Below are 25,344 nucleotides of genomic sequence, written 5' to 3'. Positions count from 1 at the left end.
ACCGCACCGACGCAGCAGCCGGTCATCCCGCGGATGACCGGCTATCGGTCGTGCCCTTGCACACCCGCTCCCATGAAAGGGGAACCTCCATGCCCGACGAACGGCAACCTCACCCGGGCCGCCGGACCATCGTCGCCAGCATGCTGCTGGCCGTCACCGCCCAACTGCTGCTGCTCATCGCCGTGGTCGCGATCTCGCGACACTTCACCCCGGCTATCGCCGCCATCGCGCTCGCCGCCCTTGTCATCGGCGCCGCCGTCTGGACCTGCGCGCTCGGACTGGCTCGCATCGGCCGGCATCTCGACAACGAGCAGCGGCGTCTGGTGCGTGCCCTCACCGACCCCGTCACCGGTCTACCGGTACGCCGCGTCGCCGAAGACGCCATCGCCGACACTGACCCGGACATCACCCTCACCGTCGCCCTCGCCGACGTCGACCTGCTCCATGACATCAACCACGGCCCGGGCGGTCACGCCGCCGGCGACCGCTACCTCGCCGAAACCGGCCGACGGCTGCAACAAGCCGCCGTCGACGGTGACGTCGTCGCCCGCCTCGGCGGCGACGAGTTCGTCCTCATCACCCGCCGCACCCCGCAGCAGGTCACCGACAGCCTCGTCGCCGCCTTCGCCGCCCCGACCGCCGTGGCCGGTTTCGTCCGGCCGGTCGAGGTCAGCGTCGGTATCAGCCAGCTACCCGGCAGCGATCCGCACCAACTGCTGGGCTGCGCCAGCCTGGCCATGTTCACCGCCAAGGACCGCGGCACCCGCATCGAGGTCTACGACCCCGACCGCGACGGCCTGCCGCTGCCGCGCGGTGTTCGCCCGACCGTCCGGCGCCGTGATCGGCGCCCGGTCACGGTCCGCTCCGGGAGCCACCCGCGATCCGGGCGGCTGTTGTCGTTCGACGAAGCCGAGGCGGCCGGGTTCGACGGCACCGGCCGCGACGGCGATCCCCGCTTCCCGTACACGACCGACGATCTGCCCCCACAGACCACATCAACCCTGGACAAGGACGGTGACCTGGCATGACGCTGCCCGAACGTCTCCTGCGCGTCGCGCTGTACGCCCGGGCCGACACCATGGCCCTCGCCGCCGAGCAGGCCGAACGGCTGCTGCAGATCGCCGACAGCGCGCCCAACTGGCGCGTCGTCGCCGCGTTCTACGACATCACCGCGGACGCCGCCCGGCCCGGCCGCACCGGCGTGCTGAGCGCCGCCTCGGCCAGCGGCTTCGATCTGCTGCTCGTCGGGTCGCTGGACCGGCTCACCCGTAGCACCGACGAACTGCACGACCTGATCAGCCACCTCACTGCCGCCAACGTACTGCTGTGCACTGTCGGCCAACGGTCGACCGGGCAGACCCGCGGCGACGGCGACCGGCCGGACCTGTTCGTCGTCGCCGGCGGCCGGACCGGACCCGCTGCGCCGATCCGGCGCCCGCTGGCCGGACGCCCGCTGACCGCGCTGCCCGGGCGACCGGACGGGGAGCGGTGATGGGATACCGGCTCACGCGACCGCTGTTCTTCGGCGATGACCGGCTGCCATCGGTGCGCATCGGCACGGGCATCACCGGCGGGATCGTGTCCTGCGACCTGACCTTCTCCGGCCGCGACCACACGCTGTGGCGGCTGCGGATCACCGTGCCCGGCCGGACGGTCTACGACGAGCGGGAGGCGGTCCGCCAACCGGTCCGCGACTACGGCCGGGGCCGGCAGGCCGCCGAAGTGCTGTCGAGCAGCATCTCGTTCCTGCTCGCCGACGCCGAGGCGTACCGGGCCACCATGGGTCGCCGGACGCCATGCGACGGCTGGGTGTTCACCGCGGCCGTGGCCGAGTGGGCCTACCTGAACGACACCGAACTGCAGGCCATGGCCGACCAACTGGCAGACGACACAACAGCCGGCGGCCGAGCCGACGAGATCGTCGACTACTTCCGTGTGTACCGGACCGACCCCGAAGCTGTCTTCACGGTCGACCCGCTCGACGCCGATCAGCCGCCGCTGACGATCGGCATCGCCACACTCGGCGGCGGCACCGTCGGGCAAGCCTACGCCGACAACGACTGGATCTACGCCGTGCACCTCGACGGCAGGCTCGTCACGTCCGGCACCGACCTGCACAGCGGTGGCGTCGCGCAGACCCACCGGCAGATGGCCGCCGCTTTGGCCGCCGCCCTCGGCGACGGCGTCGCCGCGCCGGCCGCCCTGGCCGACCAGGCCGAGCGGCTGTCGGTGTGGGCCAGCGACATCGAGGACCAGGACGCCGACGAGGAGGACCACATCGATGTGCGATGACCAAACCGTCACCGACGAGCGGTATCCGAACTGGCGAGCCCGGATCGTCCTCGACGAGGAGGCAGGTCAGCCCTGGGGCGACGCCCTCGCGCCCGCCCTACTCGTCGAACGGCGCCGCGCCAGCTGGGCCACCGAGGTCTACCAGCCCGAGCACGCCGAGCGCATCCTGGCCGCCTGGCACCACCTCGACGGTGACGCGTTCGAGCGGTTCCTGCGCCTGGCGCACGGCACCACCGCCATCCAACACGTCACCGGCCAGGACCTGACCGTGATCATCTTCGACACGGCCGACTACCGCGCATGCACCGGGATCACCGACCGATGTGACCTCACCGGCGAGCACGACGAGTGGCGGGCCTGGCTCGACGGGGACGTCTACGGCGTCATCGTCGAACGACACACGGCCACCGACTGCTGGACCGGCGAGGACGCGCTGTTCGGCCTCTACGGCCGGCAGTACGCCCTTGACCAGGCCACCGCGATGCTCGCCGAGGTGATCGCCACGGCCACCGCGGACACCGAGGCCACTGCGGCCTGATCGGACCACCGGGCCGGCGCCCGGTTGTACCACCAGCTCCACCAGTTCCGGCCGATGCCCGGCCAAGCACCACCCACCGCGGGCACGGCCGATGCGCCGTGCCCGCTCGATTCCTTTGGAGGAGAGCGCATGGCACCCCAGACGTTCGATGAGTACCTGGCCGCCTACGGCCGCGCCGACGGCGACTACCCGGTGATCGACCTCGACGCCGCAGACATGCAGCGCCACACCGTGGTCGTCACCTTCGCCGGCGGCGCCAAGAAGGCGATCGTGCAGTTCTTCGGCCTGGCCGCGCACGCCGACGGCGAGCACCTGTGCATCGACGTGCACGCGTTCGTCGACGAGCAGGCGGCCCGCTCCAGCGTGTTCGGCATGGAGAACGGCCGCCGCTTCGCCGGCTTCGCCGAGACCGCGCCCGGCCGCTCCCACGGCTGGCCCGCCGTCCGCGGCGTCAGCGTGCTCATCGGCACCCAGGCCGACCCACAGCCGCAGCTCGAACAGCGATCCGAGCCGCAGTCCTGACCCTTCCCCATCCGGGCGTGGGCAGGCAGGCACCGGCTGCGGCCGACCGGCCCACGCCCCCTTTTCCGCCAAGGAGGCGCATCCCTCATGACCGAACCGGTCACCCTGCACAACCTCTACTACCTGATCGACACGAGCGCGTGGCTCGACCAGCGCACCGGCGCACACCAGGTCGAGCGCAGCTCACAGCTGCAGGACTTCGTCCGCTGCGACGTGTTCGACGACTACCACCCGGGCCTGGACATGGACGCCCGGATGCGGCTGTGGTGCGCCGCGCACGGCTACCCGGTCGGCGACGGTGGCGTGATCGAGCACGACGACGCCTGCCTGACCAAGCCGGTCACGATCGTGCTGGCCGCCACCACCGGCATGCCCCGGGAAGCGCTGGCGCTGGTCAGCATCGACGGCGCCAGCCCCGACGTGTACGCCGACCGCACTACCGACGACGGCTACTGGCTGGACGCCACCTCCGTCGCACTGTCCTGCTCCGGCGGGCACGCCTGGAGCTGGGATGGTGACCACTACCTGCGCACCGCCGACGGCGCCGAAGCGCACGTCAGCACCCTGTTCGGCCGCGACGCCAGCGTGATCAGCCGCTGCCGCGACTGCGAGGCATTCGACGAAAGCACCACCGACCAGATGTGTCCGTGCCCGGGCTTCGCCGTCTACTGCCCGGCCTGCGGCGAACGCTGCCAGGTCACCCTGCCCGACGTCCCTCTCTTCGAGGAGCGCTGATGATCCAGCTGCGATTCGCACTGCGCGACGTCCTGGCCGTGGCCGAACACGCCATCGCCGCGGCCGATCACAAGCCGTCGTTCGTCAACACACTAGACGGCACGACGCCGACCCCGGCGCTGTGGTTCGTCGGCGACGACGGTCTCTACGTGATGTCCAACGGCCTGCCGGGCCAGCGCCACCCGGACGGCGGCGACCGGCTGCACGTGGTCTACGCCGACGGCTACCGCACCGCGATGTCCAAGCACGCCATCGCCAACGAGATCGGCGGCGACGACTTCTGCGAACCGCTGTCCCTGCTCGACCCCCAGCCCAACGGTGACACCCTGCACGCCCGGCTCACCGCTGGCGTCGCCGACGGCTTGGACCTGCTCATCATCGCCCTCGACACCACCTCGATGCAGCTCTACCTCGCCGACGACCAGGGGGCCACCCGATGAACCTGCCCACCATGGACCCAGTCCGCCGTGCGCTCACCGAGGCCGAGCTGACCGCCATCATCGGCCGCATCGACGCCGCCGACTCCACCGGTGATTTGCTCGCCGCCGTCATCAGCTCCGTGTACGACACGCTGCTGGCCGACATCGGCCTGACCCTCAAGACCCTGCCCGACGGCCACCAGCTCGACCCGCGCCAGTTCCAGATCCCCACCAGCCAGTGGCAGGCCATCACCGGCGCGGTCACCGACCGGGCCGCCGCCTGGGGCACCGGCCCCGAACTGGCCATGGAACTCATCAACGTCCTGCCAAGCAGCTACGACGACCCGGCCGCCCCGATACCGGACACGCCCCGCACCGACCGGCGCCCCGACCTGCTGCAGCTTGCCGTGAGCCGGGACGCAGTCGACGTCATCGCCACCGCCACCCGACACGTGCAGGCGCTCGCTACCCACTACGGCCCGGCATCGCCGGAGCACCTGACGGCCAGCAGCAGCTGGCTGGCCGCCCTGTCGCGGCTGCTGTCCATGGACTTCGGCGCCGACACCCGCGTGCACCACGACGGGCACCTCAGCCTCCTGGTCAACACCGGCAGCGGTTTCACCTTCGGGCTGATCTTCCACGGCGCCACCCGCCGCTGCACCGCCGGCGACGACTGCACCGCCACGATCGCCGATGACGGCACCGCCCACGCCCTGTGGTCCACGGCGGTCCTCGCCGATCACGTCCACGAGCCCAGCTTCCCGCTGGATGCACCACGACCCGGGTCCTGGTCCTTCCACTCCTGACTCGCATCGGCGCGCCGCGACCTGATCGGCCGCCGCCGCCCCAAGAGTTCTGACCCGTTTTCCCGGCCGTCGCCCGGCCACGCACCCAGTTTTCCGGGCACGGCCGCTGCGCCGTGCCCGGAAACCCTTATTGCACAGGGAGTTCCGTCATGACCAGCACACTGCAACCGCATCAGATGCTGCGCATCGGCCAGCCGGTCCACGTCAACCTCAACGCCAGCTGGCTGCCAGCTACCGTCGCGTTCGTGGCCACCCGCCACGTCGGCGTCACCTACCACAACGGCGTCCCGGCCCAGCTCACCGACACCGTCGTGCCCTGGGCCGTGCGCCCCGCCGACGGCGCCCAGCTGCGCGCCGCCCGCCGCATCGCCACCGGCGATCAGGTCATCTTCGGCAGCACCGTGCGCACCGTCGCCGCTCCGCCGTGGAAGGGCCGCGACGGCTGGCTCGTGCTGCATTTCACCGACGGCGGCCAGCCCGCCCTCGTCCACCCCGGCGCCGTGCTGCGCCTGGTCGACGACACCCCGCAGGTCACCGTCAACGGCCGACCGCTGACCACGAGTCAGGGGAGGCGCATCGATGCTTGACCTCATTGCTATTCCCGATGTCCTGCAGGTGCTCACCGGCGCACCGCTGGCCGTGCCGGGCCTGCCCCCGACCGACGCCACGAACTCGGGCCGGCCGAGCGGCAAACGCGTGTTCACCGGCGAATGGCTCATGGACGGCTGTGACTGCCACACCTACACCGACGGTTACGCCGGGGAACTCGTCCGCGACTGGAACGGCTGGTGTGTGTTCCGCACCAGCCGGGCCGTTGCCGAGGTGATCGTTGCTCAGCACCAGAACACTTTCATCGGGCTGATAGCCGAACACGCCGGCCGCGGCGAGCACCCGACCGATGCGTGGCTGGCCACCCTGAGCGAGTCGGCGCTCATCACGTGGCTCGGGCCGCTGATCGTCATCGACAGCCGCCTTCACACCGACGATCCCACGCAGGCGGAGATCACCACACCCGATGCGGAAGGCCTCTACACGATCGGCTGGGGCTGGTGCTGGGACGCCGTCGACATCGCCGACGTGCACACCGTCCACGGCGCTATCCGTCCCTGAACCTGCCCTCCAGGCATCACCAGCCTGGCCGGCAGGTGTCCCGGACAGCGTTTCCCCGCACGACCCGGCAAGGAGTCTCACATGCCCAGCGCCCTGTTCTGCGTCCACGACCTCGACGGACGACACCGAGGACCCATCAGCCGGCTGCTCACCGATTGGGGCAGCCCCGACTATCAGATCCCGCACCTGGCCGAGTTCTACCTGTGGGCCAACGCCGAGCGCCAGCCCCTGACCGCCGGCAGCTTCCTGTCCTTCACGGCCAGCCAGCGGGGCGGCCTGCCGTTCCAGCCTGTCCCGCACGGGCACAGCATCATCCCGGCGACCGATCACACGTACCGGCTCACACTCAGCGACACCCACCGCGCCCTGCGGCTGGCCGTCACCTCCCGGCGCCAGCCACCGGTGCTGCCCGGGCACGTCACCCAGGCCAACCTGTTCACCGTCGCCGCCGGTATGTGCGAACGGCTGGCCGAGCGCAACCAGCGGTACGCCGACGCCCACGAAGGGTTCGTCGTGCCCGGCGGTGAACCCCATCGCTGGCTGGCCCGCGCCGCTGGCTACCTCGACAGCCACCGTCGGCTCGGGGCCGTGGACGAGGCCACCCTGGCCGCCAGGTACCTGCCGCCGACCTTCGACACCCCGTACCCGGCCGTGCAGGTCGCCGGGGCCTACGTGTTCGCCTACGTCCACCGCGACGGGCACCTGCAGGTCTCCGTCGACCTCGACGAGACGACGCCATGGCTGCTGCGCGGCGACGGCACCGTGCCCACGCGCATCTCGATCCAGGGCGAGGACGTCTTCACCGGCTGACCCGCCCGCAGCACCGCTCGATCCGGCCTCGCGCGTCCGCGCGTACCGCCGGGCCGGCGCACCTCAACCCACGGGGGTGACCGCGCCGGCGCAACCCGGCGCGGTCCCTTCCGCCCAACCAGCCGAAAGGGACCTCCACGTGAACCAGAACCGCCCCACCGCGCCAAGCGACACCACGACCGGTCCGGACACAGCGACCATCAGCCGCTACCTGCTGCCGCTGGACGGACCGACCCGTGAGGATCTGCTGGCCGCACTGCGCTCGGCCGCCGACACCAGCCTGGCAGCGCTCACCTGCCAGGCCTGTGCGGCCGGCGTCTGCCCCGACGCGCAGCACCAGCCGCGCCTGCAGCAGATCCGCGCTTGGCGGAACCTGGCCACCGACATCGCCCGGCTGCCCGCCACCGACTGCAGCGACGAGCCGCTGATCCACTTCGACGCCGACGCCTGCCGCGCCTGGCTGCTGGCCGGCGCCGCCGACACTGCCGGCATTGACGATGGCTTCAGCACCGAGGACCTGACCATTGCGGCCGGCCTCGACGAGCTGCTGTCACTGCTGAACACCGACGCCACCCAGCACGCCTGGCGTCCGGCACCGCACGTGCAGGACGTGCTGATCTGGCGCACCGCCGACGGTGACGGCGTCGACGGCGGCGGCGTGCTGACCGTCGACCTCAACTACCTCGGCGAACGGGTCCGCCTCGCCAGCCTGCACCAGGGCTTCGACGACTTCACCGCCGACGCCGCAACCAGCGGCATCGACGCCGCCGTCGAAGCACTCGCCCACGTCGCCGCCATCCTCAACCGCGAACACGCCAACCTGCTGCGCGCGACCGCATACCCGCCCTCGGATGCCACCGACGAAACCGACAACGACGGCGCGTTCACCGTGGTCGGGGTGTGGGTCGACGACGAACCGATCCCGGTCGGCGTTATCGCTGGACGCCACGACGTCAGCGGCGGCGACGGCGAGCGGTTCGGCCAGGGTGTCTGGGCGGCCACCGTCGACGCCGACGACGAGCGCGACGCCGAGCAGGCCGCCGTCGCCGTCGTGCGCGAACACGACCAGTAACCCAACGGCCCGCGCAGCGGGCAGGCCCAGCCGGGCCCTCTCCGCAGGGATCACCCTGCACACCTTCGCGAGGTGAGGGCAGCCGGCTGCTACCGGCTGCCCTCGGTACCTCCTCGTCCTCGTCACCAGGAGGCATCACCAGTGTTCACCATCCTGACCGTCGCAGCCGTTGCGGCCGTCGTCGCCATGTTGGGCGGCTGGGCCGGTTACCGACTCGGCACCCGCCGTATGGCCACCCTGCAAACGGCCCTCGACGTCGCGGTGCGCACCGCCACCACCGACCCGCTCACCGGGCTGGCCAACCGCAGCGCGCTGACCCGGCGGCTCGCCCAGCTCGACCGGGAACGGCGGCCGTTCGTGCTGGCCATCGTGAACCTCGACCGGTTCTCCACCACCAACCAGTGGGGCTACCGCATCGGCGACCAGCTGCTGGTCCTGCAGGCCGCACAGCTGCGCCACGCCGCCACCCAGCGCGGCGGCACCGTCTACCGGCTCGTCGCCGACGAGTTCGCGGTCGTCTGGCCGGCCACTGCCGGGGTCACCGTTGACGCCGCCGCCGAGCTGTCCGCCGGCGTCCTCGCCGCGCTGCGCGGATCGGTCGAGCTGCGCATCGACAGCCGGGCGGTGTATGTCCACACGAGCGCTACCGCCGGCGTCACCGTCTCCGAGCATCTCGGCACCGGTGATCCCACCTCGCGGATGCTCCGCAACGCCGACACCGCCCTGCAGCACGGCAAGCGCACCGCGCCCGGAACCGCGGTGCGGTGGCGACCCGGGCTGCCCGCGCTGCCCCGCCCCCGCCGCGACAGCCGCCCCGGCACCCCGACGGCAGGTGTGCGATGAGCGCCACGGTCACGGCCCTGGACCATCTGCTGTCCGTCTTCGGTACCCGCACGCGGGTCGAGCAGCTCGAAGAGTTCCTCCGCACGGTCTCCGGACACCACACCGAGCTCGCCGAGCATCTGCGCGGCCAGCTCGACGCGGGCGGCTTCACGCACGCGCACAGCCTGATCACCCCGGCCGGCGCCCGGCAGCTGGCCACTATCCACGACGCCAGTGCCGCCGACGCCATTGCCATGGCCGACTCCATCGCGCAAGCCCTGAACCCCGACACCGAGGAGGACCAGTGACCACCCGGACGACCCTGACCAATCCGTGGACCGTCGCTGTCGCCGACAGCGGCAGTCCGAGTCATCCGTCCATCGCCTACGTCATCGCCGCGCACGACCGCGCCGACGCGATCGCCCGCGTCCACGCCCACCACAGCACCGTGACCGGGTGCCGCGCCGAGCAGATCCTGACCGTCGCCGCCGACCCGGGAGTGCCGCCGGCCGACGCCTGGTACGGATGGACCGACCTGCGCGGTATCAAGGCCCTGCGGCTGGTGATCGAGCCCGCCGAGGTCCGCGAACTGGCCCGGCTGCGGCTTCGTCTGCGGCGCTGGAACGCCATGATGGCGCCCTACTACGCCGCGGAAGACGCCGACGCCGCGGAGATCCCGCCGTCGGCGTGGCACGCCTACGACGATGAAGCCGAGGCCATCTGCGACGCCGTCGACTCGCTGCTCGGGGCGGTGCGCGCATGACCGGGACAGCGATGGCCACCGAACCCGTGTACGGGCTCATCGAGTGGGACGGGTCCTACCGGCCGACGGTGATCGTCGGTTGCTGCTTCGACGCCGTCGTCCGCGACATCATCGCCATCTTCACCGCCGTGGTGGCCACCGGCGGCGCGGTCGGCAGCCCGGGGTTCCAGCAGCAGCATCCGCTGCCGGACCCGCACGCGTCGGGCGAGATCATCGCCGACTGGCTCGACGCGCTGCGCGAAGACACCACCGTGCCGTACGTGACCCTGCTGGACGCGACGGACCTCGTGCACACCGGCCACAACCTGCTCGTCGTGGACCGGTACGCCGCCAACCCGTACGTGAGCCGCCGCATCGAGCGGCTGCCCGCCGCCGTCGCGCACGAGCCGGGACGTGTGCCCACGGTGGTGGGTGCGCCGCCGACCGTCGTCAACGGATACCCGGTGGTGGCCGCGGTCGCCGAGCGCGAGGACGCCGGCAGTTGGATTGTCATCTGCCGCCGCACTGAGCGGATGCCGGACTGGGCCGCCGACACCGCCTGGTACGTCACCTGGCGAGCGTGGCACGCCGGCGGACGCTGGCACGCCGAGCGCGGCGACTACGGCCCGCACCACGGGCTGACCTGGGTCCAGGCCCAGCAGTCGCTGCTGCGCCGGCTCGACCTGCCGACGCCCCCGCAACGACCGGCGGTCGACCCCGACGTGTACCTGCGCGCCGACGACGACGGCGACTGGCTGACCTGCCCGTCCTGCCACGAACCGATCACCATGCTGACCGGCGGCGACCGTCTGGGCTCCCTGCTCGCCGAGGTCACGGCCCACCGCTGCGACCCCGCCACCACGCCCTGACAACCCCGTCGCCGCGAGCAGGAAGGACACTCACGTGACAACACTGAAGACCCGGCTGCGGGTCTACAGCCACACCCTGCTGCACCAGCCGCAGGACCGCCCCGGCCGCTGGCGCATCGGCTACCTCGCCGACCCGGCCGACCAACCCGGCCAGATTCGGGTCAGCCGGGCCATCGCCGAGCAGATCTGCCGCGACCTCGCGCAGCTGCGCACCGAAGCGATCGACGACGCCATGGCCAGCGCCGAGTGCTACGAGGACGCCCTCGCCCAAGCCGACGCCACCCTGCCCCGGCTACACCTGGACGGCGAACACCTGGTCGCCGACTGGCGACACGTCGAAGGCGACAGCGACGCCCTGCGCAGCACCGATCCCGACCCCGACGGCCGCTACACCATCGGCCTCGGGCTGGACTGGCGCCAGGTCACGGCGAACCGCTGCGACGCCGTCCGCGACGACAGCACCGGGCTGTCGCCGATTACGGCCGCGTACCAGGCCTACATCGGCTGCTTCAGCGACCCCACGATGGCGCTGCTCGACCTCGCCGGCCGGGCCGGGATCGCGGTCGCCTACCTCGACCGCGGCGCCATCGAAGCCGACAGCCGGCCCCTCACCGACGACGAATGGGACCGCCTCACCTACCAGCTCGACAGCTACGACCAGCACGTGTCCAACAGCGGCGACCTCAATGCGTCCTTCCTCGACCACATCTTCGCCGCCGTCGGTGTCGAACGCTTCCTCGACGAGGACACCGACAACACCGGTGCCATCGATGCACACCGCACCGGCCGGTAACACCCGCGGCGTGGGCCGCACCCGCTAGCAGCCAAGACCCCTCAAGGGCATCGCCGACTCCGGTCGCCCTTGACGGGCGACCGGTCGGCGATGCCCTCCACAGTGGATGGAGAGCGCAGCGCATGACTACGACAACACCTGGCAGCCGCCGATCCGACACCGCCGATCCAGCTGGCCTGTTCGCCGCGATCGAGGCGGAAACCGGCTCACTGTTCGCGGCCATGGACTGGGCCGACGACGAGATCGCCGCAGCCGTCCGCCGCCACCCCGCCCAGGCCGACCTGCTCTACCACGCGTTCGGCGTGCTGATGCCGCGAGACATCGGCCCGGGCATGAACACCGAGTTCGTCTACCGCGGCCACGTCCGGGAGCTGCTGAACCGCGTCGCCGCCGGCACCGACCTGTGCCCGGCGACCGCCGCCGAGATCTGCCTGACCCTGGCGCAGGTCAGCCAGCAGGCCCCGATGCACGCAGCGGGCGCCGGCCTGTACTTCCGGATGTGGCTGGCCGCGTTCCCCGAGCATCTCGTCACCGCTGACCAGGCCGACAACCAGAGCCACTACGAGCATCTGTACGGGTCGCAGATTGACGAGCTGGAAGCCACGATGCGACGCAAGGCCGCCGACCTCGATCGGCAGCTCGGCGACATCGAGTGCGAGGGACGTCACCACGGCCGATCCGTCAGTTGCCGGTTCACCAGCAGCCAACGCCCCATGCCGTGACCGCGCGACACGAGTTGCGTGACGCGACAGGGCCAGCGTCACATGATCGCCCCGGTCCGCCTGTCGCGACCGTGCACCGCCTGACGCCGGATCACATCGACAGCTGCCTGCCTGACGCGGCGACAGCACGTGCGCGGTGTCTCCGGTCGGACGACACGACCGCGTCCGACACGAAGCCGGCCACCATGTCCACCACCCGGCCGCGCCTGCCTTACGGGCAGCTGAAGCCGCTGATCCTGACGCACCTGCGCACCTATCCGCACCTGGCATTCACGCCGTGGGAACTGGCCAAGGTTCTGGGCCGCTCGCACGGCACGATCCGGCGCATTCTGCTGCGCCTGGCCGAGACCGGCGAGGTCGACCAGACCACCCAACGCCCGGCCCGCTTCCAGCACCACAGCTGATCCCGCACCACTCGCGGGACGCACAGCCGAACCCGATTCGGCCCAGCGTCCCGTACGGGGCGCTGGGCCCTGCACATCTGCAGGAGGAAACCCGTGTCCCACAACGCCATCGCCCGCCGCACCCCGACCGGAGGTGCCGCATGGGCCCGTTGACCGCCAGCCGCAACGACCACATGCTCGGCCGCGCCGCCGAGCACGCCGCCTGGGCGTTCTACACCATTGCTGCGCTGGGCTCGTCGATCGGACAGATCTGGGTCGGTGTCGAGACCCCGCCGTGGCCGGACGGCATGCCGCTGTGGCTGCGCGCGATCCTGGCGCTGCCGTTCGCGGTCGTGATCGACCTCGGCGGCGTCGTCTGCTCCGGCTTCGCCGACACCCGCCAGCGCCTCGGTGAGAACGCGTACGGCTGGAGGATTCTGTCGGCTGGCTCGGTCACTCTCGCCGTCGGCATCAATATCGTCGGCCACGCCGGATCTCCCTACCTGGCAACGGTGTTCGGCGGTCTCGGTGTCTTCGCCTACTCGGTGTGGCTGCTGCACTCCTCGGCCCGACGCCGCGACGCGCTGCGCGCCGCCGGGAAGCTCGCCACCACTCCGCCGTCCTACGGCCTGCTGCAGTGGTGGCGCGAACCGGCCATCACCCGGCGCGCGAAGAACCTCGCGCTCGAATGCGGCTACACCCTGCACGAGTCCCTCGCTGAGGCACGCATCCAACTGCGCACCGAAGCCCGCAGGGCCGCGCTGGCCAGCCACATCGAGGCCAGGATCCGGTCCCGGCACGACACCGACCCGATCCTCGCGGCGATCGCGGCGACCACCACACCCGTCGACGACGTCGCCGACGCCCTCATGGCCATGATCGACACGAAGGGTTGGGCGCGGGCGATCGCCAACGAGATCCAGCCACCCGACAGCGGTCAGCCCATCGCCGAGCAGGCCGCTGCGAGCGAACTGGCGGATCGGGCCGCCGCCGGCCACCACGCCCAGCAGCCGGCCCTGAACGCCTCGCTGCTGCGCTACATCCCCACCCAGCAGGCGGACTACGACCGCTGGCGCGAGATCTGGCAGGCCATGCTCGACGACCCTGACGCCTCCAACTCCGACATCGCCAACCGGTTCGACGTGTCCACGCGCACCGCGCAGCGCATCCGCCTGACCGGCCAGGCCAACCTGCTCAACTCCCCGGCCACACCGGTGGCCCGCATCGCCGCACTCGCCTCCAGCAACGGCCACTTGCCGCTGCTACCGGCAACCTCCTGAGCTCCGCCGTGGCGCGGATGGGTCGGCTGACCGCCGCCCGTCCGCGCCACGGCTGCGCCCCAGGAGTGGTTGCCGGCTCCCGTCCGGCAACCACTTCAGAAAGGGCACGGCCATGCACGCCCACGAACCCCGGAGCCGGTCATGACCGGCCGCCTGCTTGCCATCATCACCGCCTGTGTCCTGGGCGTCGCCTTCATCTGCGTAGCCGGCATCGCCGGAATCGGCGGTGCCGCGTCGGCGTGCACGCTGCTACCGGCGCTGCCGGGATCGACCAACCGTTACGACGCCGACCAGATGCGCAACGCCGCGATCATCGTCGGCGTCGGCGCCCGCCGGGGCATCCCACCCCGAGGACAGGTCATCGCCGTGGCCACCGCGATGCAGGAGTCGAACCTGCACAACCTCGGCAACCTCGGCGAGGACAACGACCACGACAGCCTCGGCCTGTTCCAGCAGCGTCCCAGCCAGGGATGGGGCACCCCGGCCCAGATCATGAACCCCGAGTACGCCGCCGGGAAGTTCTACGACAAGCTGCTCACCATTGCCGGCTGGCAGACCATGCCGCTGACCGAAGCCGCCCAGGCCGTACAGCGCAGCGCCTACCCCGACGCGTACGCCAAGCACGAACCCGACGCAACCGCGATCGTCGCCGCGGTGTCCGGTCTCGCGCCCGGCGGAGTGCCGGCCGGAGCAGCCGAGGACTGCGCCAGCGTCGCCGGCTGGATGAAACCCGTCCCCGGGCCGATCGTGTCGCCGTTCGGGCAGCGCGACGGGCGGCTGCACGCCGGCGTCGACATCGGCGCCGCGAAAGGCGCCCCGATCCACGCCGCCGCGAGCGGAGTGGTCGTCAGGGTCCGCTGCAACGCCCACCTGGTTGACGGCGGCCCATACTCGTGCGACATCGACGGTGACCCTGTCAAGGTGCAGGGCTGCGGCTGGTACGCGGAGATCCAGCACGCCGACAAGACCGTTACCCGGTACTGCCACATGGTCTCCCGGCCGGTGGTCGACGTCGGTCAGACCGTGGCCGTCGGGCAGGTCATCGGCATGGTCGGATCCAGCGGCCACTCCAGCGGCCCGCACCTGCATCTGGAAACGCACCTCGGCGCCCCGGCCAGCAACATCAACGCCGTCGATCCAGTTGGATTCTTCCGCGAGCGGATGGTCGACCTCACCCAGCCGTGAGCAACCCGGCCGATGTCGGCACAAGGGCCGTCGTGGCTTACCGGTCCTGGTCGTCGAGGTCGTCGATCTCGTCGTATCTCCGGAGCTCGGCGACCAGGTCGACCTCGTCCGGCGCCCACGTATCCATGTACCCCGGCGCGGTCGAACGGGCGTAGGCGAGCCAGGCGATGACCTGCCCGAACCGGGGATCGCCACCCTCGGCCAACGCCTGCTCGGCAAGGTCGACCACCTTCAACGCCGAGGCGATGCCCGACACCTGATCCATCGCCAGCCTGGTCACGACCGATCCGCCCGGTGTCCCGGCTGCGTCGCGGGCGGTGCCCAGCAGCCTCGTGCGGTCACGTTCGAAGCACTGGCGCAGCCAGCCTGTCATCTCGTGCGTCACCGGCCGATCGTCGCATCCACCCTATGCCGCAGCAATCGCCATCGCTCGATGGTGGGCGGCTTGCATTCTGCGCCGGTCGGCTCCTGACGACCGGTCACCGCATCGCTGCCGACCCGGACCGTCCGGGTCTCGGCCCCATCCGTGTGCCTACGGGCAGGCTTGGGGCCGACGGTCCCCGCCTGTCCGCCGCCACATGGCGGGGAAAGGACGGACCGAATCATGGCACGTCGCCAGGCCCGTAGCGAACAGTCCGAGCAGGAGCGCGCGGAGCTCCTCGACAAGATCAAGGCCGACTTCGACGCCCGGCTGGCCCGGCTGGCCGCCGACCCGGCCGAGTGGGTCACGTTCATCGAGACGGTCGCCAGCTTCGGCGCCCAGTACACCCTCAACAACCAGTTCCTGCTGCTGATGCAGGCCGAGGAACGGCAGATGACCCCGACCTTCTTCCTGCCGTTCGGCAACAAGGCCGGCACCAGCGGCTGGAAGAAGCACAAGCGCAGCGTGCGCAAGGGCGAGAAGGCGTTCAAGGTGTGGGCGCCGATCCGGCGCCAGCCCACCGAGGAGGAGGCCCAGCGGTGGGAGGCCGAGGGCCGCAAGGTCCAGCGTGACGAGCATGGCCGCCCGGTCAAGCAGGTGGTCGGGTTCCGGCTGTCGTCGACGTTCGACCTGTCGCAGACCGACGGGGAACCGTTCGAGGTGCCCACCGTGCAGCGGGCTCGCCGGATCAAGACCGTCGGCGGGCAGGTGCCGCAGCTGCTCGACGGGGACGGCCCGACCGGCGTCTACGACGACATCGTCAAGCTCATCAAAGACGCCGGCTACGCGTTCGACCTGGCGGCGCCCGGCAGCCAGTACCTGGGCAAGGCGAACGGGGTAACCGTCACCGGCCTCGGTGTGCGGCAGGTCCTGGTCCGCGATGACGTGTCGCCGGCCCAGCGCACGAAGACCTCGATGCACGAGCTGGCGCACATTCGCTGCGACCACACCACCGGGGTACGCCTCGGCGAAGATCTGCACCGCGGCCGGAAGGAAACCGAGGCCGAAAGCGTCGCCCACCTGTGCTGCCAGGCGCTCGGCCTGGACACGCAGATCTACAGCGACGCCTACGTGCTCGGCTGGGCCAACGGCGACATGGACCTGGTCAAGGAATGCGCGCAGACCGTGCTGCGCGTCGCCAAGGCCATCCTCGCCGACCTGACCCCTGCCGACACCACGTCGTCCGCCACCGACGACGCCGAGGACGGCGACGCTGAGGACGGCGACACCGCCCAGTAGTCCCACCTGTTCGGTCGGCCCGGCCGCGAACGTGCGCACGTGGCCGAGGCCACAACCGTGCGCAGTAACGGCCGGGCCTCACCTCCTGGAGGCCTGATGACACCACGGTTCGAGCCCACCTTCGACATGCACGGCGCCGCCCCACCCGACGGGGACTGGGAGTACGTCGTCGATGACTACGGCATCACCTACGGGCCTGGCTGGTGGCCCTACCACCGCGACGGAAAGCCGGGCGCCATCCGCGTCGCACCGGACATCGAGTTCCGGTCCTGGCGCAACGAATACGTCCTGATCAGCCCCAGCCGCACGGAGCCAGCTGCGGCCGTCGCCCGGCTCCATCTGTTCGTCCGGCCACAAGGCATGGGCGCGATGACCGTCGCGGCGCAGCTCGGCATCGACATCCGGCAGCGCACCGTCGCAGTGCCCGACGGGCTGCCCGAACAGCTGCGCGAGCAGGCAGGCGTCAAAGGCCGCCGGCTCCTGGACCTGATCTTGGCTGGTCGCACCGACCGGCGTCGCGGCGCCGCCCGGCCGCGCACCGCAGCCGACCTCGCCCAAGCGCAGCGCTAACAGCACCTCCGACCGGCCTGCCACGGCCGGACACGCACGCAGGCCACCACCCCGGCAGGGGCCGTGGCCTGCCTCCATTTCGAGGAGGACCTTCATGAACAACGAACCCGCGGCCCGCCCCCAGAATCCCGCGAGCCGGCCACCCGCCGACCTCAGCCACCTGCACCCCGACAACGTGCGGATCGGCAGCATCGCCGTGTTCGCCGGTGACTGGGCCTGGACCGGGCAGCCGCCCCGTATCCCTGTCGGTTTCGTCGGCACCCTCATCGACTACTGGAACGGCTGGGCGGTATGGCGATGCACCCGCGAGGTCGCCGAAGCCGTGGTCGCCGACCAGCAGCGACTGCGCGACGCCGAACGTGACCGCCTGGCCGAGATGGGCACGACGGGCACCGATCTCGACCACGCCGTGGACGAAAGCGCCCCGCCGTTGCGATTCGACGGCGACGACCTCGTCCTCGACGAGACGGTGCTGTACGGCGAATCTGCCATAGACCGGCACAGCCCCGGCCCGGACGGGCGGTACTGCCCGATGGGCTTCCACTGGACCTGGACCATCGTCGACCCGGCCGACTGCGACCGCATCGCCGGCGTCCTTCCCGCCCGCGGCGAGCACCTCGAATACGTGCTGGCCACCCACCAGCCGCTGCGGATGCCGCACGACCGGCTCACCATCACCGCCGTCCACCGGCCCGGCGACGGCACCGCCTCTACCGCGGCGCTGTCCCTCGACGGGCAGCCGGCCGGCACGATCACGCACACGCACGACGGGACCACCGTCTTCCAGCCGGCCGGGCCGGAGTTCGGCAGCCCGGATCTGGAGCGCTTCGTCAGTGCCTGCCGGTGGCGGGGCCGCCTGGTCACCATGCCGGAGGTTCTGAAGGCGTTGACCGCCGAGTACGAGATCACCACCCGGATTGGCGCCGCCGCCGCTGAGGGCAACATGCCGGTCCTGCTGCGCGACGGCGATGAGCACCCGGTCTCCACCGCCTACCGGGCGGACCCCGCCCGGCTGTCCGGCCGACCCGCGCTGGACCTGGCCGCGGAACTGACCGCCGCCGCAGCCGACCAGCACCCCGACCTGACCCAGTTCGTCTGGCAGGTCTGGACCGGTCGCCGGTGGCGGCTCATCGGCATCGTCGACGTGCCCCGTGACAGCACCCCGGCCGGTGCCCGATGACCGACACCCGCATGCCGCCGATTCCCAGCCGTGTGACCGTCGATGAGCTCCCAGTGATCTCCGCAGTCCGGTACGGCACCGGCACGGACCCCGTCGAGTACATCGTCATCGTCGACTGTGGCGAGGGCACCCCGACCCACCGGTACGCCACGCTGCACCTGTACGTGCGACCGGGCGAGGTCAAAGCCCGCGACGGCGAATACGACCTGACCTGGCAGCAGGCCCGCCGCAGCCTGGCCGACCGCGCCGGCCTGATCCCGGTCCCGCACGTCGAGGTCGTGGTGCTGTCCCGCGAGCCCGGCGTCTGCGACGAGATGGCCGCCTTCGTCGACGGCGAGCCGGCCTCGCCGACCGGTCCACCGGCACGGGTCACCGGGCACGTGCTCCTCCTCGACACCGACGACGAGGAGCACTGGTGGATGGTGGCCGCCCGGCGCGGCATCAGCCATCTCTCGCCTGCTGCCCAGCAGCGGATCACCGACGAGATCACCCGCATCGCTGCCGAGCGCGGCATCGATCTCGACCAGCTCAGTGAGGAGTACGACCAGCTATGAGCGGACGCACCAGCGATGCGGCCCCCGCCATCGAGCGGTGGATCTACGGCGGGCTGCGCCTCAACGACACCAAGCAGGTCCACGCCTGGATTCCCGAGCCCGCGGCGAACGAGCCGCTCGGCGAGGAGCTCTGGTACGGGCACAAGGGCAGCTGGGTCGTCGGCGGCATCTACCACGCCAATGTCGCGCGGCACGACCGGGGCGTGAGCCTGTACGGCAAGCCCAGCCTGTGGTTACAGCGATACGAGGACCGGGCGGTGGTCGGCCGGTGGGAGGTCCTCGACCGGCAGGCCAGAGACACGGTCGCCCTGCTCGCGCTGGAACGTCGGGCCGCCAAGGACACCGCCCTGGCCGAAGCGTTGGAGCCGCTGCTGGACATCGCGGCCACGCTGCGGACCGGCGGCCAACGGCGGGCGCTGCTGGCCTACGTCACCGAACAGGTCTACGCCGCGCGGACGCGCCGCCGATGACGGTCACGATCCGGCTGCGCGTCGAGACCGACCTCAACAGCGTGGCCAAGGTCCTGACCATGGCTGAGCTGCCGGAACGGCCGAGACCGTCGCAGGTCCGGGCCGCCGTCCGGACCGTCCTGGCCAGCGACGGCCTGCGCGGCGCCCTGCGCCGCTACCACCGGCTGCTGCACGAGCTCATCGATGCCGACGACGTCCGCGACCACGAAGCCCGCCTCGCATGGTGCCGAACCCTGGCCGCGCAGGCGTTTCCGCCGCCCCGGCCGCGCCGCCGACCGATACGGCCGGCACCGATCGGCCGACCCCTCATCGACGTCCTCAACCGCGAACCTCCCCAGGACCGCGACCCCACCACCTAACCGGAAGGAGCGCTTGATGCGCGCGGTGTACTACAGCGCCTCAGTGACCACCCAGACCGGCGGCGACACCACCGCCGACGGCGAACCCTGCGAGCCGGGCCGCGGCTATACCGAACAGTCCGGGCACTGGAGCCCCGACCGCGACTACTGGACCGTTCATCCGTCCCGCGCCGACGTCGATCCCGACGCCTACCCCGACGACAGCCCGCTGCCCCCAGCCCGGTGGCTGGCCGACCAGATCACCGAGCGGCTGGGCAACCTCGATCACATCGACGGGCACACCTTTACCAGCGCTCGCACCGCCATCGAGCCGGGCCGGCTCACCGGACCCGCCGCCGACAAGCCCGGCGCGGTCGCCGGTACGCACACCTTTCTCGGTGATGCGTTCGCCGCCCAACGGCTGCGCACCGCTCCAGTCGGCATCCGCACCCTCACCGCCGCCGCCCACGCCTACGGCTTCACCGCCGCTGAGCTGGCCGAGACGGCCACGCTGCTCGGCCACGGCGATCCGGCGACCGGACGCAGCTGACCACAGCCCACCCCTGCGAACGGCCCTGGACCAACGGTCCGGGGCCGTTGCCGTTTCTGCGAAAGGACACCCGACCCGATGTGGAAAGTCACGATCCCCAGCCCTTACGGCGGTGAGCCATCGATCTACTGGGTCGCCGCCGACTCGGCAGCCGAGGCGGAAACCACCGCCCGGCACCAGGCCGGCGACGGGATCACCGCGCAGAGCCCGGTCCGCGTCGAGCACGCCGACACCGTCGACCCGGTCGACGAGGTGTGGCCTCGGCCCCGGCTGGTCGACGGCATCCGTGTGTTCACCTTCGACGACAGCCGCACCGCTTACGACCAGACGCAGGTCCGCGACGACCTGCACGACGGCGATGTCCTGCACATCCCCAGCGAGAACGTCGCCGGCTTCCTCATGCGGGCCTGGCCGATCGCCGTCTCCCCGAACCGGGGCGCCCTGCATGGGCTGGCCGACCCGGACGACCTCGTCATCGACGGCATCGACTACCGCCCGAGCGCCCGGGTCGCCCAGGCCCTGCTCGACCCGCCCGAGGCGCCGTCGCCACCGCCGGCACGACCCCCACTCACCCGAGGCCTCCGGCAAGCCGCCGGCACCTGGACGGTGACCATCGCCGGCAGCGAGCGCCACGACGGCGAAGGCCCCTACATCTGGGTGGTCGACGCACCCGACGCCACCACCGCCGCCGCAGTCGCCGAAAGCCACCACCAGACCAGCCAGGAAGACGCCGACACCGTCGTGCGCTCCGTCGAGCCCGGAGCCCCGACCGCCGATTACCCGTGGGCGTACAACGACCTACGCGGCATCCCCTCCAGGACGGTCGTACTGGCCCCAGAGCACATCCGCCAGCTCGCCCGCATCCGCCTGGCCTGCAAGCGCCGCGACCGCTTCCTCGACAGCATCGACATCCCCGGCTACATCTTCACCGACGCCGAAGCCGATGACCTCACCGACATGAACGAACACATCGTCACCCTCGTCCGCCAGCTCATCGACGAGTTCAGTACCGACGCCTGACCTCTAGCCGCATCCACCGAGCCCGCCGGTCTCGGCCCGCAAGCAGGGCCGGCCGGCGGGCCTAGGCCGGCCAATTACCCCACCCACGTCGCGCCCATAGGGCGCGACAGTCCTTTTTCTGTATCCGCCTCGACTACTTAGAGTGTTTACATGGTTACGTTGATGTGCGGTGCGAAGGGCGCGATTGCTACTACGAGGAGGACACCGGCCAACATCGACGGACCGTGCGCGAGATCGTCACCCGGCTTGCGCCGTCCAGCGGCTCGCAGGGTCGCGCCGAGCACGGCGGTGATGAGCACGCTCACGAACCCGCCGACGATGAGGGCGGCCCAGCTGTGTGCGCCGAGCAAGAGGCCGGTGGTGAGGCCAAGCTTGGCGTCGGCGTATCCGCCGTTCGCCATGAGGGTGAGCAGTAGATAGAACCCGCCGGTCAGCGCCGCTGCGATGGCGGCCCGAAGCCCAAGGGCCCAGTCGCCGCCGGCAGCCGTCTGCACCACGACCACGACCACCGCGGTAAGGAACGCCGCCGCGGTGAACCGGTCGGGGAGGCGGCACACGGCAAGGTCGACGAAGGCGAGCGTGACGCCGAGCACGGTCAGACACACCAGCAGCGGCGCGGTGAGCGGCACGGTGGCGGCGTGTACGAGGGCGCCGGCCGTGACGGCGAGAACAGCTTCGACGGTCCACGGCGGCGGCCCGATCCGGACCCGGCAGGCCCGACATCGGCCGTGTGGTGACAGCCAGCCGAGCGCACCGCCGCCGCGTGCGGGGATGATCGTGCTCTGGCAGGTGGCGCAGGCCGTTGCCGGTGGCTGTCCCTCCGGCACGCTGAACGCGACGATCCACGCGCGTACCGGGCCGGCGAAGGCGACGGCGGCGACCATGGCGGCGATGGTCCAGCCGGTGTTCATCGTTGCCGTTCCGCCCGGTCGGCGTCGTGGTCCGGGGATGGCGTTTGCTGCGGCGCGGTCACGGGTTCGCCAAGTCGCGGAGCAAGGTGGTGGCCAGTTCCTCGGTCTCGGGGTCGATGTCGATGCCGGCGTCGTCGAGCTCGCGACGCAGGGTGGCGAGTCGTTGACGCACACCGACGTCGTCGCCGAGCCGGGCCGCGGTCAGCATGGACCGGCGGGCCAGTTCGTCGGAGAGCGGGTCGAGGGCGGCGGCGGTGTCGTAGAGGGCGAGCGCGGCCGTGAGGTCATCGTCGGCCTGCAGCGCGGCGGCTTCGGCGTAGATCTTGATGAGGCGGCGCCGGGCGTGCTCGCGGTCGGTGTCGATCCATTCGTAGCCGGTGTCCTCGGCGAGGCCACCGCTGACGGCGTCGATCGCGGCCCGCAGATGGGTCAGGCGCAGTTCGTCGTCGGCTGCGGCAGCGACTTCGGCGTAGGCGTCCTGGACGGTCCACCAGTCGACCCGCAGCAAGTTCGGGTCGAGGTGGTAGCGGCCCCCGGTGTTGATCACGGGCTCGATCTTGGGGGCGTCGTCGGCTGGTTCGGCTCCGGCTTGAGCAACCGAGCGGATGGTGGTGCGTAGGTTGGCGACGCAGGTGGACAGGCGGTCCCCGGCGCGGGAGACGGTCACGTCGGGCCAGAGTGCCTCCATGATGTCGTCCAGATCGGCGCCGGCGCGGTGCACGACCAGGTAGACGAACAGTTCGAGGCTCTTCGTGCGAAGGCCGCGTACCGGGTTGCCGTCGCGGTCGAGAATGGCGGGCGCGCCGAGCACCCGAGCGTGCACTGGCGGTGTGGTGGTATCGGCGTGCGTGGCCGCTGAGCTACCGGGCCGGGCAGGTGCCTCGGCGCTCGGCGTCGCCAGTTGCTGGCCTCGGATTGCGGAGCTGTCCGGCCGGGCCGGTTTCTGGTCCTCGGCCGGGCCGGGCTCGGAGGGTGCGGCGGCTGTCGACGCGGTGTCGGGTAGCGGCGCGGCGGTCGGCGGGTCGGCGTCGCCGTGCGCTTCGGCGAGCATCGTCAGGATGTTGGCGGTGGCGGTTGTGTCCAGCACGGCGATCCGCTCGCCGTCGCCGCCCTGGGTGGTGCCGTCGGCGGCGACGGTCAGGGTGGTGCCGTGCGGCCATGCGCCGATCAGCACGGTGCCGATGTCGACGTTCTTGCCGAGGCTGATGGCAGTGGACAGCCGGGCCTGCCAGTTGTCGTCGGGGACGTCGGCGATGAGCAGCATCTGCGGCAGCGGCTCGCCGAACGTCCATTCCTCACGCAGGGCGGAGACGCTGGTCGCCTCCTGGTCGGCGATGATGCGACTGCGGCGGATGATCTCCTCTTCGAGCATGGCCAGCGCCGCTGCGAAGGTCGGGGCGACGGTGAGGCGTCGCATCGGTTCCAGGTCGACGGCGGACACACCGAGCAGGGTGGCCAGCGTCGCGGCCGGGATGACGACGCAGCCTTGCGCGTCGGGGTCGTCGGGGTCGCCGGCGGTCAGAGTGGCCACCAGCAGCGCCCGGGCGGCGTCCAGCGCGGCGGGCCCTTGCAGGCCGAGCCCGGCCGAGACGGGCAACGTGCCGACGCCGGCCAGGTCCGGGCCGCTGGGCCCGGTGGGTGGCAGCGCGGGTTTGACGGCTGCGGCGACGTACTCGCGTACGGTCGGGCCTCGGTCCGGCTGACGGTCCAGCAGCTGCGGCGCGGAGCGGCGGACGCCTTGCCGCAGTCGGGTCGACGCGGCCAACGGTGGGGTCAGATCGGCGTCGTGCAGGTCCGGGCTGGTGATGCGGGTGGGCCGGTACCGGTGACGGCGGCGCTTCCAGACCATCGCCACGGCGTACACCAGACTGGCGGCCAGGCCGACGCCCATCGCGCCGCCGGCGATGACGATCCATTCCGGCGACGCGGCCGATGTCCGGTCGTCGCCGGGGCGGGTGGGGGCAGGGCTTGATGCGGCGGGCGGTGTCGTCGATCCGGCTGCACTGGTCGTTGGTGAGGTGGGCACCGTCGTCGAGGGCGGCACGAACACGCCGTCGTCGGCGCCGGCCGACGATGGTGCGGACGCGGTTGGGCTTACGGTGGCGGAGGCGCTTGGACTCGCGGGTGGGCTGGTGCTCGGCGCGGTCGTGGGCCCGGTGGTCGGTGGCGCCGTGGTCGCGCCGGGCGGATCTTGGGCGGGTGGGTTGTCCGCCGAAGAGCCGGCGGGCGGCGTGGTGCTGGGCATGGTGAGCACCCAGCCGGGGAAGATGCGATCGGGGTCGCTGAAGGTGGTGCGTCCGGAGATGTGGGGCCAGTAGTGGCCCTTGTTCAGCTCCCAGATCTCGGGCCATCGGTTGCCGTCGCCGAGGTATTCGTCGGCGATGCGCCACAGCGATTCCCCGCGGGTCACGGTGTGCTCGACGGGCTTGCCGTCGATGAGCAGGGTCACCATGCCCACCGGCTTGAGCGCGGGTATGGATGCGCCCGGGCGTTGCTGCGATCCAGCGGCCGGGAACGCGGTCGTGGCGCGGTGTTGGTTGTCTACCTGCACGACGACGGCTGCGGTCGGCGAGGCGTGCGCGGACGGCCCGGTGAGCGAAGCGGTCAACGACGCGGCGGGCGCGGCGACGATGATGCTGGCGGTGATGCCGGCGATGAGCGTGGCGGCCAAGCCCTGCACGGGCGACAGGAGCCGGTAGCGAGGGGCGCGCACGCCGCGGACGGCGGCCTGGATCTCGATGACGACGGACATGGCGAAGAGCAGCCACAGCAGCCACAACAGGCCGGAGAGCCCGTGCAGGTAGGTAGCATCGGTGAGCCAGTCCCGACTGGTCAGCGCCGCCCGGATTTCGTCGACGGTCGGTACGTGATGGGGTAGGGGTGAGCCGATGTAGCGCAGCTGTGCCGCGGGAATGCCGAGCAGCAGGGCGAGCAGGCCGACGGCGTTGATCAGGCGCTGGCCGGCACGGGCGCCCGCTGTCCACATCGCGT

At 71.4% G+C, this 25,344-nt stretch carries 32 protein-coding genes; 29 read left to right on the top strand and 3 right to left on the bottom strand.

Features of this window, described 5'->3' with window-relative positions:
• The first annotated feature begins 89 nt into the window (after positions 1–89).
• The 21 genes from AB0K03_RS26275 to AB0K03_RS26175 all read left to right on the top strand — a co-directional run bounded on the left by AB0K03_RS26275 (position 90) and on the right by AB0K03_RS26175 (position 15,100).
• Complete coding sequence (locus tag AB0K03_RS26275; protein ID WP_364689543.1) at positions 90–1,028, top strand: GGDEF domain-containing protein; 939 nt, start codon at positions 90–92, stop codon at positions 1,026–1,028.
• The gene (locus AB0K03_RS26270; RefSeq protein WP_364689540.1) at positions 1,025–1,492 is read left to right on the top strand and encodes a recombinase family protein; all 468 of its coding nucleotides are present in this window, start codon (positions 1,025–1,027) and stop codon (positions 1,490–1,492) included. The genes AB0K03_RS26275 and AB0K03_RS26270 overlap by 4 nt, the downstream gene beginning before the upstream one ends.
• The gene (locus AB0K03_RS26265) at positions 1,492–2,292 is read left to right on the top strand and encodes a hypothetical protein (RefSeq protein WP_364689537.1); all 801 of its coding nucleotides are present in this window, start codon (positions 1,492–1,494) and stop codon (positions 2,290–2,292) included. Before AB0K03_RS26270 ends, AB0K03_RS26265 begins: the two co-directional genes overlap by 1 nt.
• A complete protein-coding gene (locus tag AB0K03_RS26260) occupies positions 2,282–2,830 on the top strand; it encodes a hypothetical protein (protein ID WP_203706113.1) in 549 nt (182 codons plus the stop codon). The genes AB0K03_RS26265 and AB0K03_RS26260 overlap by 11 nt, the downstream gene beginning before the upstream one ends.
• A 129-nt stretch (positions 2,831–2,959) precedes the next feature.
• Positions 2,960–3,352 carry a hypothetical protein gene (locus AB0K03_RS26255; RefSeq protein WP_203706114.1) on the top strand — a complete coding sequence of 131 codons (393 nt, stop codon included), beginning with the start codon at positions 2,960–2,962 and terminating at the stop codon, positions 3,350–3,352.
• Positions 3,353–3,439: 87 nt separating this feature from the next.
• Complete coding sequence (locus AB0K03_RS26250) at positions 3,440–4,087, top strand: hypothetical protein (protein ID WP_364689533.1); 648 nt, start codon at positions 3,440–3,442, stop codon at positions 4,085–4,087.
• Entirely contained in the window at positions 4,087–4,527 is a 441-nt protein-coding gene (locus tag AB0K03_RS26245) for a DUF3085 domain-containing protein (RefSeq protein WP_364689530.1), read from the top strand. Before AB0K03_RS26250 ends, AB0K03_RS26245 begins: the two co-directional genes overlap by 1 nt.
• 11 nt (positions 4,528–4,538) lie before the next feature.
• Positions 4,539–5,312: a hypothetical protein gene (locus AB0K03_RS26240; protein WP_364689527.1), complete on the top strand. Its 774-nt coding sequence runs from the start codon at positions 4,539–4,541 to the stop codon at positions 5,310–5,312.
• Positions 5,313–5,461: 149 nt separating this feature from the next.
• Positions 5,462–5,899 carry a hypothetical protein gene (locus AB0K03_RS26235; RefSeq protein WP_203706118.1) on the top strand — a complete coding sequence of 146 codons (438 nt, stop codon included), beginning with the start codon at positions 5,462–5,464 and terminating at the stop codon, positions 5,897–5,899.
• Positions 5,892–6,422 carry a hypothetical protein gene (locus AB0K03_RS26230; protein WP_364689524.1) on the top strand — a complete coding sequence of 177 codons (531 nt, stop codon included), beginning with the start codon at positions 5,892–5,894 and terminating at the stop codon, positions 6,420–6,422. Before AB0K03_RS26235 ends, AB0K03_RS26230 begins: the two co-directional genes overlap by 8 nt.
• Positions 6,423–6,503: 81 nt before the next feature.
• The gene (locus AB0K03_RS26225; RefSeq protein WP_364689522.1) at positions 6,504–7,232 is read left to right on the top strand and encodes a hypothetical protein; all 729 of its coding nucleotides are present in this window, start codon (positions 6,504–6,506) and stop codon (positions 7,230–7,232) included.
• 139 nt (positions 7,233–7,371) lie between these two features.
• On the top strand, positions 7,372–8,304 hold the full coding sequence (locus tag AB0K03_RS26220) for a hypothetical protein (protein WP_364689519.1): 933 nt from the start codon (positions 7,372–7,374) through the stop codon (positions 8,302–8,304).
• Between the two features lie 141 nt (positions 8,305–8,445).
• On the top strand, positions 8,446–9,147 hold the full coding sequence (locus tag AB0K03_RS26215; RefSeq protein WP_364689516.1) for a GGDEF domain-containing protein: 702 nt from the start codon (positions 8,446–8,448) through the stop codon (positions 9,145–9,147).
• Entirely contained in the window at positions 9,144–9,434 is a 291-nt protein-coding gene (locus tag AB0K03_RS26210) for a hypothetical protein (protein ID WP_364689514.1), read from the top strand. Before AB0K03_RS26215 ends, AB0K03_RS26210 begins: the two co-directional genes overlap by 4 nt.
• Complete coding sequence (locus AB0K03_RS26205) at positions 9,431–9,889, top strand: hypothetical protein (protein ID WP_203708516.1); 459 nt, start codon at positions 9,431–9,433, stop codon at positions 9,887–9,889. Before AB0K03_RS26210 ends, AB0K03_RS26205 begins: the two co-directional genes overlap by 4 nt.
• Positions 9,886–10,737, top strand: coding sequence for a hypothetical protein (locus AB0K03_RS26200; RefSeq protein ID WP_364689511.1), 852 nt, complete (start codon positions 9,886–9,888; stop codon positions 10,735–10,737). The genes AB0K03_RS26205 and AB0K03_RS26200 overlap by 4 nt, the downstream gene beginning before the upstream one ends.
• Before the next feature lie 34 nt (positions 10,738–10,771).
• On the top strand, positions 10,772–11,530 hold the full coding sequence (locus tag AB0K03_RS26195; protein ID WP_364689508.1) for a hypothetical protein: 759 nt from the start codon (positions 10,772–10,774) through the stop codon (positions 11,528–11,530).
• A gap of 122 nt (positions 11,531–11,652) precedes the next feature.
• On the top strand, positions 11,653–12,252 hold the full coding sequence (locus AB0K03_RS26190) for a hypothetical protein (protein ID WP_364689505.1): 600 nt from the start codon (positions 11,653–11,655) through the stop codon (positions 12,250–12,252).
• A gap of 185 nt (positions 12,253–12,437) precedes the next feature.
• Positions 12,438–12,656, top strand: coding sequence for a hypothetical protein (locus AB0K03_RS26185; RefSeq protein WP_364689503.1), 219 nt, complete (start codon positions 12,438–12,440; stop codon positions 12,654–12,656).
• Between the two features lie 140 nt (positions 12,657–12,796).
• Entirely contained in the window at positions 12,797–13,915 is a 1,119-nt protein-coding gene (locus tag AB0K03_RS26180; RefSeq protein ID WP_364689501.1) for a hypothetical protein, read from the top strand.
• A 141-nt stretch (positions 13,916–14,056) separates the two neighbouring features.
• Positions 14,057–15,100, top strand: a complete 1,044-nt coding sequence (locus tag AB0K03_RS26175; RefSeq protein WP_364689498.1) for a M23 family metallopeptidase — start codon at positions 14,057–14,059, stop codon at positions 15,098–15,100.
• 37 nt (positions 15,101–15,137) lie between these two features.
• Here the strand turns inward: AB0K03_RS26175 and AB0K03_RS26170 are convergent, their stop codons facing one another.
• Positions 15,138–15,485, bottom strand: a complete 348-nt coding sequence (locus AB0K03_RS26170; RefSeq protein ID WP_364689495.1) for a hypothetical protein — start codon at positions 15,483–15,485, stop codon at positions 15,138–15,140.
• Between the two features lie 219 nt (positions 15,486–15,704).
• Between AB0K03_RS26170 and AB0K03_RS26165 the strand changes: the two genes are divergently transcribed.
• The 8 genes from AB0K03_RS26165 to AB0K03_RS26130 all read left to right on the top strand — a co-directional run bounded on the left by AB0K03_RS26165 (position 15,705) and on the right by AB0K03_RS26130 (position 21,442).
• Complete coding sequence (locus AB0K03_RS26165; protein ID WP_364689492.1) at positions 15,705–16,760, top strand: ArdC-like ssDNA-binding domain-containing protein; 1,056 nt, start codon at positions 15,705–15,707, stop codon at positions 16,758–16,760.
• Positions 16,761–16,856: 96 nt separating this feature from the next.
• On the top strand, positions 16,857–17,330 hold the full coding sequence (locus tag AB0K03_RS26160) for a hypothetical protein (protein WP_364689489.1): 474 nt from the start codon (positions 16,857–16,859) through the stop codon (positions 17,328–17,330).
• A gap of 94 nt (positions 17,331–17,424) precedes the next feature.
• Complete coding sequence (locus AB0K03_RS26155) at positions 17,425–18,510, top strand: hypothetical protein (RefSeq protein ID WP_364689486.1); 1,086 nt, start codon at positions 17,425–17,427, stop codon at positions 18,508–18,510.
• A 53-nt stretch (positions 18,511–18,563) separates the two neighbouring features.
• A complete protein-coding gene (locus AB0K03_RS26150) occupies positions 18,564–19,064 on the top strand; it encodes a hypothetical protein (protein ID WP_364689483.1) in 501 nt (166 codons plus the stop codon).
• Positions 19,061–19,534 (top strand): hypothetical protein, encoded by a 474-nt coding sequence (locus AB0K03_RS26145; protein ID WP_364689480.1) that lies wholly within the window; start codon positions 19,061–19,063, stop codon positions 19,532–19,534. The genes AB0K03_RS26150 and AB0K03_RS26145 overlap by 4 nt, the downstream gene beginning before the upstream one ends.
• Entirely contained in the window at positions 19,531–19,893 is a 363-nt protein-coding gene (locus AB0K03_RS26140; protein ID WP_364689477.1) for a hypothetical protein, read from the top strand. Before AB0K03_RS26145 ends, AB0K03_RS26140 begins: the two co-directional genes overlap by 4 nt.
• A gap of 16 nt (positions 19,894–19,909) precedes the next feature.
• On the top strand, positions 19,910–20,422 hold the full coding sequence (locus AB0K03_RS26135; RefSeq protein ID WP_364689474.1) for a hypothetical protein: 513 nt from the start codon (positions 19,910–19,912) through the stop codon (positions 20,420–20,422).
• A gap of 78 nt (positions 20,423–20,500) precedes the next feature.
• The gene (locus AB0K03_RS26130) at positions 20,501–21,442 is read left to right on the top strand and encodes a hypothetical protein (RefSeq protein ID WP_364689472.1); all 942 of its coding nucleotides are present in this window, start codon (positions 20,501–20,503) and stop codon (positions 21,440–21,442) included.
• Between the two features lie 146 nt (positions 21,443–21,588).
• On the opposite strand, the gene AB0K03_RS26125 is transcribed toward AB0K03_RS26130, so the two are convergent.
• The gene (locus AB0K03_RS26125) at positions 21,589–22,353 is read right to left on the bottom strand and encodes a prepilin peptidase (RefSeq protein ID WP_364689469.1); all 765 of its coding nucleotides are present in this window, start codon (positions 22,351–22,353) and stop codon (positions 21,589–21,591) included.
• Between the two features lie 58 nt (positions 22,354–22,411).
• Positions 22,412–25,339 carry a LysM peptidoglycan-binding domain-containing protein gene (locus AB0K03_RS26120; protein WP_364689467.1) on the bottom strand — a complete coding sequence of 976 codons (2,928 nt, stop codon included), beginning with the start codon at positions 25,337–25,339 and terminating at the stop codon, positions 22,412–22,414.
• Between the last annotated feature and the right edge of the window lie 5 nt (positions 25,340–25,344).

The organism is Actinoplanes sp. NPDC049316 (assembly GCF_040677315.1).
In the GTDB taxonomy this organism is placed as follows: domain Bacteria; phylum Actinomycetota; class Actinomycetes; order Mycobacteriales; family Micromonosporaceae; genus Actinoplanes.
This window is presented reverse-complemented; position numbering and strand designations above follow the sequence as displayed.